General features: G+C 71.9%; 10 protein-coding genes and 1 tRNA gene. 9 read left to right on the forward strand and 2 right to left on the reverse strand.

From position 1 onward, the window contains the following. The first annotated feature begins 1,074 nt into the window (after positions 1-1,074). The 8 genes from AB0I22_RS30405 (at position 1,075) to AB0I22_RS30440 (ending at position 12,258) form a co-directional block, all read left to right on the forward strand. Positions 1,075-2,544, forward strand: a complete 1,470-nt coding sequence (locus AB0I22_RS30405) for an MFS transporter (RefSeq protein WP_363134165.1) — start codon at positions 1,075-1,077, stop codon at positions 2,542-2,544. A 278-nt stretch (positions 2,545-2,822) separates the two neighbouring features. After that, positions 2,823-3,623, forward strand: a complete 801-nt coding sequence (locus tag AB0I22_RS30410; RefSeq protein ID WP_363134166.1) for a phytanoyl-CoA dioxygenase — start codon at positions 2,823-2,825, stop codon at positions 3,621-3,623. 15 nt (positions 3,624-3,638) lie between these two features. Next, positions 3,639-4,190 (forward strand): DUF6309 family protein, encoded by a 552-nt coding sequence (locus AB0I22_RS30415; RefSeq protein ID WP_363134167.1) that lies wholly within the window; start codon positions 3,639-3,641, stop codon positions 4,188-4,190. Continuing rightward, positions 4,187-8,425 (forward strand): AMP-binding protein, encoded by a 4,239-nt coding sequence (locus tag AB0I22_RS30420; RefSeq protein ID WP_363134168.1) that lies wholly within the window; start codon positions 4,187-4,189, stop codon positions 8,423-8,425. The genes AB0I22_RS30415 and AB0I22_RS30420 overlap by 4 nt, the downstream gene beginning before the upstream one ends. A gap of 143 nt (positions 8,426-8,568) precedes the next feature. Next, complete coding sequence (locus tag AB0I22_RS30425) at positions 8,569-9,840, forward strand: aminotransferase class III-fold pyridoxal phosphate-dependent enzyme (RefSeq protein WP_363134169.1); 1,272 nt, start codon at positions 8,569-8,571, stop codon at positions 9,838-9,840. 43 nt (positions 9,841-9,883) lie between these two features. After that, positions 9,884-10,723: a TauD/TfdA family dioxygenase gene (locus AB0I22_RS30430; RefSeq protein ID WP_363134170.1), complete on the forward strand. Its 840-nt coding sequence runs from the start codon at positions 9,884-9,886 to the stop codon at positions 10,721-10,723. Further along, entirely contained in the window at positions 10,705-11,475 is a 771-nt protein-coding gene (locus AB0I22_RS30435) for an SDR family oxidoreductase (RefSeq protein WP_363134171.1), read from the forward strand. Before AB0I22_RS30430 ends, AB0I22_RS30435 begins: the two co-directional genes overlap by 19 nt. A gap of 9 nt (positions 11,476-11,484) precedes the next feature. Further along, positions 11,485-12,258 (forward strand): class I SAM-dependent methyltransferase, encoded by a 774-nt coding sequence (locus AB0I22_RS30440; RefSeq protein ID WP_363134172.1) that lies wholly within the window; start codon positions 11,485-11,487, stop codon positions 12,256-12,258. 67 nt (positions 12,259-12,325) lie between these two features. On the opposite strand, the gene AB0I22_RS30445 is transcribed toward AB0I22_RS30440, so the two are convergent. Next, a complete protein-coding gene (locus AB0I22_RS30445; RefSeq protein ID WP_363134173.1) occupies positions 12,326-13,354 on the reverse strand; it encodes a sulfotransferase in 1,029 nt (342 codons plus the stop codon). Positions 13,355-13,616: 262 nt separating this feature from the next. Continuing rightward, positions 13,617-13,690: transfer RNA gene (locus AB0I22_RS30450), tRNA-Pro, on the reverse strand. Between the two features lie 180 nt (positions 13,691-13,870). Here AB0I22_RS30450 and AB0I22_RS30455 point away from each other — a divergent pair. Then, complete coding sequence (locus AB0I22_RS30455; RefSeq protein ID WP_363134174.1) at positions 13,871-14,164, forward strand: YiaA/YiaB family inner membrane protein; 294 nt, start codon at positions 13,871-13,873, stop codon at positions 14,162-14,164. The last annotated feature ends 24 nt before the right edge of the window (positions 14,165-14,188 follow it).

Below are 14,188 nucleotides of genomic sequence, written 5' to 3' on the forward strand. Positions count from 1 at the left end.
CATCACCGCGCCGGAGCAGACCTGGGTGGTGGAGAGCGCGAAGCCGAGGTGGGAGGAGGAGAGGATGACGGCGGCCGCGCCGGTCTGGGCGGCGACCCGGCCGACGACGGTGTCGGCCGGGTCATCCATGTGACGGCCTCAGCACGCCCGGCGACAGGGCACGGCAGGGCGCGACGGGACGTGGCGAGGCGGCCGCCATGGCGGATTGCCGAATGCCGCCATGGAGAATCCGAGAACCGCGTGCCGTCCCGAGAGGGCCGTGCTCTACGGCGGTATCCGCATTGCTCCCACGCGTCGTTCACCGGGTGAATGCCGGGCGCCCGCGGAGAAAACACCTGACGGCTGGAGCATGAGCCTCCGTCTCCTTGTCGGCCCGGAGCAATTTTTTGGTTCAGGCCAACGCAGGTCGAGCTTGAGCAGGGCCCGGACGACTGTCAAGAACTATGTGTCCCAGGTCACACATTCGTGACTCCGTGTCACGCGGCGGATTCGGAGCGCCTCTCCGCAGAGGTCTAGACATGATGCTCGGGCCCTTGTTAAGTTCACATCCCATTGATCGCTACGTATACCAACTACGTTGCCGAGAGCATCCGTTAACCAAGCTCTCCGCACTCCGCCGGAACCCTGGCCGGGGGCCGCGCCACTAGGCGCGACCTCGCTCAGCGGCCGCCCATTCCCAGCGCGTCGAATCCAAATCCCGGCCAAGCGCGACCGATCCGGGCTTTCTTCCTGATGAGGCATCAGACATGGGTTTGCCTGACTTCGCAGTATCCCCCTTACCCGGCACACACCCCGAAGCGGCCTCCAAATCGTGCAGCACACACGGACGTTGCCGAAGGGATTGCCGATGAACAGCGCACGTACTTCAGCCGAATCCTGTACACGGCCGCCTCTCGACGACACGACACCCGCCCGGCGACCTCGGCTGGACAACGTTTCCCCGAAGTGGCCCGGCATTCGCCGGAAGCAGCGGAATCCGCTGGGTGAACGCCCTTTGAGATTCACCCGCCCTGATAAGAGAGGGGCTCCGCGCCGCCGCCGGCCACTACTCGGAGTCGCCGTCTCCGGCTCGCCATGAGCACTCGCCGGTTCGCCATGAGCGGTCGCCGGCAGGTCATGAGCCGTCTCCGGCACGCCGCGGGCGGTCGTCGGCACGTCATAGGCAAAGGAATAGGCGACGGAATAGGCGACAAACTGGGCGACGGACTGGACGACAGAGCCCGGCGACGCGACGAGGTGCTGCTGCGGGCGGCGTTCATCGTCTCCAGCGGCGGCGACTGGATCTTCCGGTTCGCGCTGCCCGCCCTGGTCCTCCAGCTGACCGGCTCGGCGCTCTCGACGGCGCTCGCCTACGCGGTCGAGTTCGTTCCCTACGTGGTCATCGGCCTGTTCAGCGGGGTCGTCGCCGACCGTACCGACCGGCGGCAGCTCATGATCCGGTGCGATGTGGTCTCCGCGGTGATCGTCACCGGGGTCGGGGCGCTGTGCCTGGCCCACGCCTCGGCCGGCCCCGTCATGGCCGCGGCCTTCCTGCTGGGCTGTGTTCGGCCTTTTTCGTTCCCCGCCTTCCAGGGGTTTCTCACCGACCGGGTGGCGCTGGAGCGCCGGGCCGCCATGAACGCCTGGATACAGGGCGCGGACGGCACGCTCAGCATGCTCGGCCCGGTCGCGGGCGTCGCCGTCGTCGCGCTGCTGGGGCCGACCGTGGCGAGCCTCGCGAACGCGGTCTCGTTCATGCTGTCCGCCGCGTTGATCAGCGGCACGGCGGTCCTCGCGGCCGGGCGGCGCCGGCGGGCGCCGTTGGGCGCGCTGTGCCGTTCGCTGGGCGCGGACTCGCTCGCGGGGCTGCGCGTGGTCACGAAGAACAGGGGGCTGCTGTGGGCGACGGTGCTGCTGACGCTGTCCAACTTCTCCTTCCCCGCCGTCACGGCCAACCTGATCTACATTGTGGCCGGTCCGGACGGCCGGCTCTCCGCGTCGCTCGCGGTGGTCTCCGCGGCGCAGGGGCTCGGCGCCGTGCTGGGCGCCGTGTGCGCGCCCGCCCTGCTGCGGAGGTTCTCGGCGGGCGCGCTCATGCAGAGTGCGATGGGCGCGATGGCCGTCGCGCTGCTGCTGCCCGCCGTCCGAATCGATGTCGGCGCGCTGTCCGTGTCCTGGTTTCTCGCCGGGGCCTCGACTTCACTGTTCATCGTCCCGTGGCGGACCTACCGTCAGGGCGCCGTCGACGCCGCCTTCTTGGGCAGGGTCGTCGGACTGCAACGCGCCGTGCCCTTCGCGGCCGTGCCATTGGGCGCGGTGAGCGGCGGCCTGCTGCTCACCGAGTTCGGCGCCCCGGCGCTGTTCGCGGCGGCGGCCGCCGTTCAGTTCCTCGTATGGCTCGGCACCCGGTTTTCTCCGCTGGGCAGCGCGAGTTCGCCGACTGCCCCCGATACCCGAGAGGTTGCCGGACCATCCGCCGAACTCCCGTCTCCGGACCTCCACCGCATATCCCCGCCGCGCGAAACCGAGCGCGTCGCGGTCATCGACTCCGGAGATCCGGGATGACGCCGCCGCGAATTTCCCAAACCTTGACCGGAACCTCGCCTATGCCGCCCGCAGCCGAATGACGCAGAATCCGAGGCAGCCGGGCCGGGAGGAATCGCCGCCGCCGTCCCGGCGCCCCCGGGCCCGTAACCGGCCGGTCTGCCGGCATTCCAGCAAAGCTACCGCGCGGTATCGAACAGCCATTGCACGCCATTGAACCGGGTTCGTCCCATTGAAACCGGCCGCTTGGAAGACACGTTCACGACGTGATCGTCACGTGAGAGGGTGTGAATGCCCACATGCCACCGATTTTCAAGGACAGCGGGACCGTCCTGACGCGGCGGGAGCAGTTCGCGGAGTCGGGATACCTCGTTCTCCCCGGTCTGCTGCCCGAGTCGCTACGGGACCGCCTCACCGTCGAGGTGGACCACTGGGTGGACGACGGCCTGCGCGCCCGCTCCATTGCCGCCTGTGTCGACCCCTCCCCCGACGATTTATTGCCAGTCCTTGAGTTGGAGCTCCCCGCACACGGCGAACTCCTGACGTACGAGCCGTTGCTGCGGGTGCTGCGTGAACTCATAGGAAGCTCATTCGTCTTCCATCATCTGCACAGCGACCGGCACAATCCCGGAATGGCCGGCAAGCCGTGGCATCACGACTACGAACCCAACGACGACGGGGACCCCTCGCTGCTGATGGTGCACACCCTGCACTACATCGGCGGCCTGGACGGGACGATCGGCAACCTCACGGTCCTGCCCGGCTCCCACCGCGATCCCCGGAGCAAGTCCGCGCTCGCCCACCTCGGCACCGCCGAACTGCCCGGCGAGATCGAGATCGACAGCCTGCCCCCGGGCTCGACCGTGCTCGTCAACTCGGCGTTGCTGCACGCCCGCAGGCCCGTCGCGGGGCCGGACGAGGCGGCTCGCCCCCGCTACTTCGTCGACGCGTCATACTGCCAGACCGGAGCTCGATGGCGGCCCGTGAAGCCCTACTGGCGAGGCATGCTCGCCAAGGCGCGGGACCTCGGCCTCGGCGGCGGCCGGTGGCCGGAGCTGTTCGCGGAGCGGCACTTCACCGAGTACGCCGACTCACTGTGAGGAGGGGCATCAAGCATGCAGGTCGTCAGTTCGGTCACCTTCGACGAGGTGCAGACGGAATTCCGGCGGGAGCACCCCGTCGCGCGGCGGCACCAGGGGAACACCAATCAGGACACGGAGAACTGCCTGGAGTTGGCCGACAAGGCCTTCGGGAGCTGGTCGAAGGTCCGGCTGGGCCGCGCGGACGTCCTCGACGTCATGCTGCCCTGGCACCTCAGCGAGGGCGGCGCGTACGAACTCGTGCCGCGTACCGGGCTCACCGTCGGCCAGGCCGCGCGGCTCATCGGCGCGCGTGAGGCGGAGTGGGCCGGGGCGAACCCGGTGTGCACGGCGAAGCTCTCCCGTTTCCGGGACTCCGCGTTCACCTCGCTCTACCTCAGCACCCACCCGGTACCGCATGACCACTACGCGGACGTGCGCGTCGGCGACGGCTTCATCCACCTCGACGGACTGCACCGCATGGTCGCGTGGGAGCTCGCCCAGCGGCTGCCCGCCGACGAGGAACTGACCGCCTTCATCGCCGGTGACATCTCCTCGCATGCCACAACCGGAGGCCAACGAACATGACGCGTGCCCTTCGATCCACCGCATCACTGTCCGACCTGCTCATCCGCGGCGCCGCCGCCTACCCGGACCGCCCCGCCCTGAGCGACGGCGACCGCACGTTCGACTACCGGGAGCTCGATGTGGTGGCGGGCCATGTCGCGGCCCGCCTGAGCGGTCTCGGCGTCGGCCGCGGCGACCGGGTGGCGCTGTTCGGAGCCAGGGACGCCAGGATGTGCGCCCTGCTGTACGGCGTGCTGCGCTCGGGGGCCGCGGCGGTGCTGGTCGACGCGGGGTGGAGCGCGGCCGACGTGCTCAGGCGGCTGGACTCCGTCGAGGCGCGCTGCGCGCTCACCACGACCTCGGCGGTCCGGGCGCCCGAGCCGTACGGGACCGAGGTGCTCGACGTCGACGCGCTGGCCGCCGCCGCCCCGGTGGAGTCGCCCGCCGCCGCCCGCTGCCGGCCGACCGACGTGGCGTACCTGTCGTTCACCTCGGGGTCGCGCGGGGAGCCGAAGGCCGTGGCGGTCACCCACGCCAACACGGTGCACTACGCGCAGTCGCTCCGCGACCGGCTGGGGCTCACCGACGCCGACGCGCCGTGCGTCGCCCACGTCACGACGCTGGCGGCCGACCTCGGCCACACGGCCTGGCTGCTCGCGCTCGCGACCGCCGGTTCGGTGCACGTCGTGCCCGACGACCGGGCGCGCGACCCGGAGTCCTTCTGGGACACCCTGCGCACGGCGGGCGTGTCGGTGCTCAAGACGACGCCGTCGCATCTGACGGCGCTGCTGGCCGGCCGGCCGTCGGACAGCCCGGCCCTGGACACCGTGCTGCTCGGCGGCGAGGCGCTGCCGCGCTCGCTCGCCGCGAGCCTGCTCCAGCAGGGGGTCGCGAAGCGCGTCGCCAACCACTACGGCCCGACCGAGACGACGGTCGGCGCCACGTGTTTCCTCGCCTCCTCAGCGGCCGAACTGCCCGCGGACGAGGCGACGGTGCCCATCGGCACCGCGATCGGCGAGGCGGATCTCCAGCTGGTCCCCGAGGGCCCGGAGGGCGAACTCCACATCGGCGGGCGCGGCGTCAGCGCGGGGTACTTCGGCCGGCCGGAGGAAACGGCGCGCAGCTTCATCCAGCAGGACGGGGCGTGGGTGTACCGGACGGGTGACGTGTGCCGCCGCCGCCCGGACGGGAACCTGGTCTTCGTCGGCCGGTCCGACCGGCAGGTGAAGGTGCGCGGCTTCCGCGTCGACCCCGTCGAGATCGAGCACGCCATCGAGCGGTTCCCGGGCGTCGCCCAGTCCGCGGTGATCGTCCGCGAGACACCGGCGGGCAGCCAGCTGCTGGCCGCGGTGGGGCTGACCGACGGGCGCGGCGAGGGCGAGACGCTCGCCACGCTCGGCTCGTACCTGCGCGACCGGCTGCCGGGCTACTCCGTGCCGCAGCCGATCCTCGCGGTGCCGCACTTCCCGTACGGCGCCAACGGAAAGCTCGACCGGGAGCGCCTCGGCGCCGTCGTGGCCGGCCTCATCGAGTCCCGGGCGCGCGGCACGAGCGGTGAGCTGACAGCGGCGGACGGCCGGGCCGCGGAAGGCGAACCGGCCACGGAGCACGCGCGCCTCCCGGAGGCCGGTCAGGCCGCCGAGCCGTTGGCCCGTGCCATAGCGGAGCTGTGGGCGGAGGCCCTCGGCCTGCCCGTCGTCGACGCGGGCGCCGATGTGCTGAGCCTGGGCGGGGACTCGATCCTCGCGATGCGCACGATCGCGTTCCTGCGCCGGCGCGGCCACCGCGTCGCGTTCGAGGACTTCTACGAGCACCCGACCCCGGCCCTCCTCTCGGCCGCCGCCCTCGCGGCCCCCGAGCACCCCCGGCCGCAGGCGGGCACGGTCACCGCCGAGCGGCGCCGGCTCGCGCCCGCGCAGCGGTGGCTGTTCCGTCAGCCCGTGGACGAACCGCGGCACTGGAACCAGTCCGTCGTCCTGCGCTGCGGCGTGCGGGTCGACGCCGAGGCTCTCTCGGCGGCGCTCGCGGCCGTCCTGCGCCGCCATCCGGCCCTGCGTCAGCCGGTCGGTCCGGACGGTCCGAAAGACCCGCGCGAGGTCGGCGACCTGGACGTGGTGTCGTACTCGTCGATCCGGCCGGCGGAGTCCGTCGCCGAGACGGTGGGCGGCGTCTGCACCGAGCTGCACCGCAGCCTGGACCCGGAGGCCGGGCGGCTGCTGCGCGTCCATCTCTTCGCGGGCGGGCCCGGCGTCGACGACCGGCTCGCGGTGATCGCGCACCACCTCGCCGTCGACGGCCTGTCCTGGCGCATCCTGCTGGACGACCTCGCCGCCGCCTACCGCTGCGAACTCTCCGGCACTCCGGCGGACCTTCCGCCGACGGCCGACTTCTACGAGTGGGCCTCCGCGTCGCCGTCGGCCACCGCCGCCGTGCACGGCGCGGTCGCCCCGCTGCTGCCCGTGGACGACCCGGCCGGCGACCCCGGACCGGCGACGCTCACCTGGACGCTCGACAAGCGGGCGACGGAGCGGCTGGTGGCGTGGCACGGGTGCGCGCAGCGGCTCGAAGCGGTCCTGCTGTCGGCGTTCGCCGATGCCATGTCGGCCTGGAGCGGTCAGCCCAGCCTCGGGGTGGAGGTGGAGACGCACGGGCGGGAGACCGGCGGCGACGCGGGCCGGTATCTGGACACGATCGGCTGGTTCACCGCCGTGAAGTGGGTGGCGCTCGACGCCCCCGGCGGCCGGGGCGGGCTCGACGGGGCGGACCGGGCGCCGGAGGTCGAGCGCCGGCTGCGGGAGGCCGAGCAACTGCCGATGGACGTCGACGGCATCCGCCCGGAGGTCGCCTTCAACTTCCTCGGTACGTTCCGGCTGCCCGACGAGCCGTCCCTGGGCTGGTCGGTCGCCGACGAGCAGGCCGGTGCGGCCCGCTGCGCCACCGGGGACTCGCTCTACCGCGTCCGGCTCACCGCCCGCGTCGTCGAGGGCAGGCTGGTGGCGGACCTCGTGTACGCGTGGCCCCGGCTGTCCCACGAGAACGCGGACCGGGTCTTCGCGGGCTTCGCCCGCGAGGTGGCCGCCGCGGCCGGCGCCACGGCTCCCCCGCACGTCAGGGCGGCGGTGTCGACCTCCGGCCAACTGCTGCACACCGGCGTGCCGGCGCCCCGTAGCGGCTGGCGAATACTGCGCGAGCCGGCCCGCGTGCTGCTCACCGGGGCCACCGGCTATCTCGGCGGCCATCTGCTGACCGCGCTGGCCGAGCGGGGCGCGCGGGTCACCTGTCTGGTGCGCGGCGAGAGCGACGCGGACGCGGCGCGCAGGCTCGGCGGCGTCGACGCGGTCGCCGGCGACATCGACCGGGAGGGGCTGGGCCTGTCCCCCGCCGGTCTCGCCCGGGCCCGGGAGGCCCAGGTCGTGGTGCACGCCGCCGCGGACACCCGCCTGGTGGCCTCGCCCACCGAGCTGGAGCGGACCAACAACCTCGCGGTCCGGCGGCTGCTGGCCTGGGTCGACGCGGAGGCCCCCGCGGCCCGCTTCCACCACGTGTCCACGCTCGCCGTCTCGGGTGGCGTGGACGGGCCCGTACGCCGGTTCAGCGAGGCCGATCTGAGGATCGGTCAGGATTTCCGCACGCCGTACGAGAGGGCGAAGTTCCGGGCCGAGGAGACCGTGCGCGCCTGGGCCGCGACGGGCCGTCAGGCGTACGTCCACCGCAGCGGCCACATAGCGGCGCACAGCCGCACCGGCGCGTTCCAGCGCAATGTCCAGGACAACCGGATCTACCAGACCGTGCGCGGCTACGTGCTGGCCGGGGCGGCGCCGAGCCGGCCGTCGACGACCTTCGAGTTCTCGTACGTCGACACGGTGGCGGCGGGGATCGCGGCGATCGCGGCCCATCCTTACGCCGCGCCGGGCGTCTACCACGTCGAGACGCCGCACACGGTGGCCCACGACGATCTGGTGACCTGGATGATCGAGCACGGCTATCCGATCAGCCTGACGGACGACGACACGTTCGCGGCGGCGCTGGCCCGCGCCGAGCGGGACGATCCGACGACGGCCCGGCTGGCGTCGACCTGGTTCCAGCTCGGCGACCGCAACGTCGCCGTGGACAGCGCGTGGACGACGTCCGTACTCGACCGGCTCGGCGTGCGGTTCGCCGAGCCGAGCCCGCGGTGGTGGTCCGCGGCCCTGTCCTGGGCGGCCGCCGCCGGTTTCCTGCCGACGCCGGCCCTCTCCCCGCAACTGACCCGATGACCGCCGCCCTTCTCCCCCCAACTGATCCGAAGATCGCCGCCCCTCTCCCCCCGACTGACCCGACGACCGCCGCCCCTCTCCCCCCAACCGATCCGAAGACCGCCGCCCCTGTGACCGCACCCGTTCCAACAGAAGGTGAAGCCATGTCCCAGCTGTCCCCCGTGCTCAAGCAGGCCACTCCCGTCGTCGCCACGCGGGGTGAGGGGATGTACCTCTTCGACGCCGAAGACCGGCGCTATCTCGATTTCACCTCGGGGGTCGGCGTCACCAACACGGGCCACTGCCATCCGCGGGTGGTCGAGGCCGTGCGGCGGCAGGCGGGCCAGTTGATCCACGGGCAGTACACGACGGTGCTGCACGACCAGTTGCTGACGCTCACCGAGCGGCTCGGCGACGTGCTGCCGCCCGGACTGGACTCGCTGTTCTACATGAGTTCCGGCAGTGAGGCGGTGGAGGCGGCGCTGCGGCTCGCCCGGCACGCCACCGGCCGGCAGAACGTGATCGTCTTCGAGGGTTCGTTCCACGGCCGCACCATGGGCGCGGCGGCGATGACGACGGCGGGACACCGCTTCCGCGCCGGGATCGGTCCGGTGATGCCGGGGGTCGCGGTGGCCCCGTTCCCGGACGCCTTCCGGCTCGGTATGAGCGAGGAGGAGGCCGTCGAGCACGCCCTGCGCGGGCTGGACCGGGTGCTGGCCACCGTCAGCGCGCCGGAGGAGACGGCGGCGATGTTCATCGAGCCGGTGCTGGGCGAGGGCGGGTATGTGCCCGCGCCCGCTGGGTTTCTGACGGGGCTTCGGGAGCGCGCGGACCGGCACGGGATTCTGCTGGTCTTCGACGAGATCCAGACCGGGTTCGGCCGGACCGGGAAGTTCTGGGCCCACCAGTACAGCGACGGTCTCGTGCCGGACATCCTGACCACCGCCAAGGGGCTGGCGAGCGGTTTCCCGCTCTCCGCGATCGCCGCGCCGACCGCGCTGATGGCCAAGGCGAGGCCGGGGTCGCACGGCGGTACGTACGGCGGCAACGCCGTGGCGTGCGCCGCGGCGCTCGCGACGCTCGACGTCATCCGCGACGAGCGGCTGGTGGAGAACGCCGCCGAGCAGGGGCAGCGGCTGGCGGACGGGCTGCGCGGGATCGCCGCCGACGCCCCGGCCATCGCGGACGTACGGGCGCTGGGGCTCATGGCCGGCAGCGAGTTCTGCGGGCCGGACGGCTCGCCCGACGCGGCGGCCGCGCAGCGCGCCCAGCGCGCCGCCAGTGACCTCGGCCTGCTGCTGCTCCCTTGCGGGGTGCACGGCAATGTCATCCGGATGATCCCGGCGCTCGTGGTCACCGCCGAGCAGATCGACGAGGCGCTGAGCCTCTGGGCCAAGGCCGTCTCGTCGTCCGCCGCGACCGCGGCCGCGGAGTGAACGACCGCAAGTCCGCACGACTCCCGAAGGGATTGATCGCACCATGACCGGAACCACGATCGGCGACATCGGCTGGACCAGTGAGTACCTGGAGTCCGCACGCGATGTGTGGTCGCTGTCGGTCGACGACGCAGACCGGCGGCTGCTGGGGGCCGACGCGCTGGCCGAGCGCTGGGGCGCGGGCGAGCGGGCCCATACGGCCGTGCGCTCGTTCATCGGGCGGAGCCTGGACGCGGTGGGGTTCGTGAACGTCCGCAACGTCATCTCCCCGGACGCGCCCGACGCCGACCTCATCACCCAACTGTCGTTCGTTCTCCGGGACGTGGCCGGGGCCATCCCGCAGAACGCCCAGGGCGACCTGTGGACCATCCTGCGCGACCGCGAGGGCGACGGCGCCACCGAGCTGGGCTTCCACTGCGACACCTGCGACCTGCTGGTGCTGCTGTGCCTTCAGCCGGCCGCGGACGGCGGCGGCAACACCAAGCTGGCCAGCGCCCGGCACGTCCACGACATCATCGAACGGGAGCGTCCGGACGTACTCGCCCTCCTCAAGGAGGAGTGGACCTTCGACCGGACCGGCCGCGCGGGTCAGCAGATCGTCACCACCCCCATCCTGTTCACCCAGGACGACGGGACGGTCGGCTGCTACTACCAGACCCGGACCGTACGGGCCTCCGCCGACCTCGGCGCCGAGCGACTGGCGGCGCTGGACTACCTGGACGAGGTGCTCTACCGCCCGGAGATCGCCTTCGGGATGCGGCTGGACGCGGGCGACCTGCTGATGATCCGCAACAGCCGTGTGCTGCACGGCCGTTCGCCCTACATCGACGTCCCCGGTCCGCAGTCCCGGCGGATCCTGCGCGCTTGGATGAACGAGCGGTGAGCGCCGAGAACAAGATCGCCGTCGTCACGGGCGGCGGCAGCGGACTCGGCCGGGCCAGTGCGCTCGCCCTGCTCGACCAGGGCTGGTCGGTCGCGCTGGCCGGCCGCCGCAAGGAGGTGCTGGAGGAGACCGTCGCGGCCTCGGGCGCCGGCCCGGACCGGGCGATCGCAGTCCCCACGGACATCAGGTATCCGGGCGAGGTCGCGGCCCTGTTCCAGACCGTACGGACCCGGTTCGGCCGACTGGACCTGCTGTTCAACAACGCGGGCGCGGCCGTGCCGCGCCGACCGGTGGCGGACGTGGACTTCGAGGACTGGGGCCGGGTGATGGACACCACCGTCACCGGCACGTTCCTCTGCGCGCAGGAGGCGTTCCGCATGATGCGGGACCAGTCGCCGCAGGGCGGACGCATCATCAACAACGGTGCCCCGTCCGCGCATTCGCCCCGCCCGAACGCCGTCGCCTACACCACCGCCAAGCACGCGGTGCTCGGACTGACCCGCGGCCTGTCGCTGGACGGCCGCCAGTACGGCATCGCCTGCGGGCAGATCGACGTCGGAAACGTGACCCCGGTCGACGGCAGCCCGCAGCCGCCCGCGATGCAGGGCGACGGGACGATGGCCGTCGAGGCGACGATCCCCGTGGAGCGCTTCACCGAGGCGCTGCTGCTGATGGCGTCGATGCCGCTCGACACCAACGTGCAGTTCCTCACGGTCCTGCCCACGACCATGCCCTTCATCGGCAGAGGGTGAGGCGGTGCCATGCTGATCAGCGCTCGTTCCTTCGACGAGTACCGTGCGATGTTCGCGCTGTCGGACGACGACCTCGCGCTGCGCGTCCTGGACTGCCCCGGCGGGTCCGCGAGCTTCACGGCCCTGGCCGGGGAGCGCGGCACCGACGCCGTCGCCGTCGACCCCCAATACGGCGCGGAACGGGCCGGGTTGGGTGATCTGGTGGAGCGTGAGATAGCGCACAAGCACGCGTTCATGACGGAGAACGCCTCGAAGTTCGTCTGGAGCTGGTTCGGCGACGCCGAGCGCTACACCCGGCTGCGCACCGAGGCCGCCCGCACCTTCGCGGCCGACCTGCGCACCCGCCCGGACCGCTACGTCGAGGGCTCGCTGCCCAACCTGCCGTTCCCCGACCGCTCCTTCGATCTCGTGCTCAGCTCCCATCTGCTGTTCTCCTACGGGGCGCAGCTCGACGAGGCGTTCCACTTGAGTTCGCTGATCGAGCTGGCCCGCCTGGCCCGGCGGCAGGTGCGCCTGTTCCCGCTGCTGCACCACACCAGCGACAAGCGTTACGAGCCGCTGGACCGGATGCGCAAGGCGCTCGACGGCTACGGCATCCCGTCGCGGCTCGACCGCGTCGACTACGCGTTCCAGCCCGGCAGCGACGAGATGCTCGTGCTGGAGTGCGCCGACCGGGGCGCGCTGCCCGCGTCCAGGGAGGGGGCGAACGCCCACGACCCGGTCCGGTGGCGCCACCTCGGGGACGCGGGCGGCCCCCCGGAGGTGGGCGCACAGCACCGGTAGGGCCGACCGGCTGCCCTGTCACGGACCTCCCCGGACAGGGCAGCCGGCCGGTCGGCGCCCCTGGCTCTCAGCGCCCGGCCGCCAGCACCCGCGCACCCGGCGCGCACCCCTCCTTGAGAGCGTCGAGTTCACGGGCCGGCAGCCGCCGGGAGGCGCCGCGCCGCCCGTTGTCGAGCAGCGCGCACCCGGCGTCGAGCCATTCCGGCAGCGGTTCGACGCCGATGAATTCGGCGAGCCGCGTCAGCTCCTCGCGGGGAGCGTCGAGCAGTTCCTCGTAGGCGAGCCGGGTGCGCAGTTCGGCGGGCACCTCGCCGAGATGCGCCTCCCCCTGGGCCACGAGCTCCGACCACAGCGCGCCGAACCCTTCGAGCGGCAGGTCGCGGTCGCGTACGAGCGCGGGGTCGAAGCGGTGGCCGAGCAGCGCCGACATCTCGGGCGGCAGCGCGCGTACGTCGTCCTCGGTCAGCTCCTTGAGGTCCCGGACCCCGGCCCGGTCTCTGAGCTCCCGCAGCAGGAAGATCATCCGGAACCCCGTGTGCCGGCTCATGGACAGCGCGCAGTCGGGCCCGTCCCTGAACAGATGCACGAACCGCGCCCGCGGAAACGCGGCCCGCAGACGCGGCACGAAATGCGTCGAATACCCCGACCGCTCGACCACCGCGCCATGCCCGAACCGCGCGCACAACGTCTCGAACAACGCCTCGTAGTGCCGGGCCGCGCTACGGACCGGCCAACACGTGACCTCCCCTTCGAGCACGTCGAACAGCCCGTCGGGGTCATCGGTGAGGTGCGGCAGCACCATCAGGGAGAGCGCGGGAATCCCGGTGGTCTCCACCCCGAACCGCCCCGGCTTGCGGACGTAGACGAACTCCGGCAACGGCACACCGCTGCGCGTCATCGCGTCGAAGACCCGATTGGGCTCCGCGAGAAGCCGCCAGAACGCCCCGCCGTCGAGCTCCCCCTCGGGCAGCCCGCCCGAACCCACCGAAGCCATCAGCTCGCTGAGGCTGAGCACATCCGGATGCGCGTTCACGATGTGGGACAGCGCGGTCGAGCCACTGCGTCCCGTGCCGACGACGAAGGTCAGAGTGCGCAAAGCCGTTCCCCTTCCAGGACATCGGGTGCCACCGTCCGCCTGGTGATCGCCCGCGCCCATCCTTACCCACGGTGACGCGGGCGACCCGGCCCGTGTCGGCCGACCGGAAAGGACGGTCAGCGGCCCGCTCGACGGTCGGAGCGCGGCAGCACCACAGCCCCCGAAGCCTCCGAAGCCTCCGAAGCCTCCGAAGCCTCCGAAAACAGCGAAAGGCCGCACCAGATTCCTCTGATGCGACCTTCTGACCTGCGACTCTTTCGAGTCGGGACGACAGGATTTGAACCTGCGACCCCTTGACCCCCAGTCAAGTGCGCTACCAAGCTGCGCCACGTCCCGATGCTCACCCGGCCCCGGCTGTTGCCCTGGCCGACCGCGCACGAGAACGATACCGCACTTCGGCAGGTGGTCGCTCCCACCTTCTGACCTGTGGGTCTTCGGGTGGCGAGGGGGCGTGTCCGGGGGCGGGTGAGTAGGTGTACTCATGTGCGCATGTCACCGGTCGGACACGCTACGCGTATGAGCACTCCATCGATCCAGCGGCCGACGACGGCCGCGTTCTTCGTTCAGGCCGCGATCTCCTTCGGGCTGTCCCTGACCGCGCTGGCGATCGGCATCGCGAAGCTGCCCGTGGGGGCGTGGGAGCGGGCGTTCCTCGCGCTGGGGCTGATCTTCGTCGTGTCGTCGGCCTTCACGCTGGCGAAGTGCGTGCGGGACCGGCAGGAGGTGGAGGAGGTGACCAACCGGGTGGACAAGGCCCGGATCGACAAGCTGCTGGTCGAGCAGGACGTGTTCAAGCCCGGCGGGGTCTGAGCACGCCCTGTCCCGGCGAGGGCC

The sequence above is a fragment of the Streptomyces sp. NPDC050610 genome, assembly GCF_040654875.1.
Classification (GTDB): domain Bacteria; phylum Actinomycetota; class Actinomycetes; order Streptomycetales; family Streptomycetaceae; genus Streptomyces.

What these genes read in the sequence shown, in the direction of transcription:
- AB0I22_RS30405 (WP_363134165.1), top strand. Translation starts at nt 1,075, where the DNA reads ATGAGCACTCGCCGGTTCGCCATGAGCGGTCGCCGGCAGGTCATGAGC.
- AB0I22_RS30410 (WP_363134166.1), top strand. Translation starts at nt 2,823, where the DNA reads ATGCCACCGATTTTCAAGGACAGCGGGACCGTCCTGACGCGGCGGGAG.
- AB0I22_RS30415 (WP_363134167.1), top strand. Translation starts at nt 3,639, where the DNA reads ATGCAGGTCGTCAGTTCGGTCACCTTCGACGAGGTGCAGACGGAATTC.
- AB0I22_RS30420 (WP_363134168.1), top strand. Translation starts at nt 4,187, where the DNA reads ATGACGCGTGCCCTTCGATCCACCGCATCACTGTCCGACCTGCTCATC.
- AB0I22_RS30425 (WP_363134169.1), top strand. Translation starts at nt 8,569, where the DNA reads ATGTCCCAGCTGTCCCCCGTGCTCAAGCAGGCCACTCCCGTCGTCGCC.
- AB0I22_RS30430 (WP_363134170.1), top strand. Translation starts at nt 9,884, where the DNA reads ATGACCGGAACCACGATCGGCGACATCGGCTGGACCAGTGAGTACCTG.
- AB0I22_RS30440 (WP_363134172.1), top strand. Translation starts at nt 11,485, where the DNA reads ATGCTGATCAGCGCTCGTTCCTTCGACGAGTACCGTGCGATGTTCGCG.
- AB0I22_RS30455 (WP_363134174.1), top strand. Translation starts at nt 13,871, where the DNA reads ATGAGCACTCCATCGATCCAGCGGCCGACGACGGCCGCGTTCTTCGTT.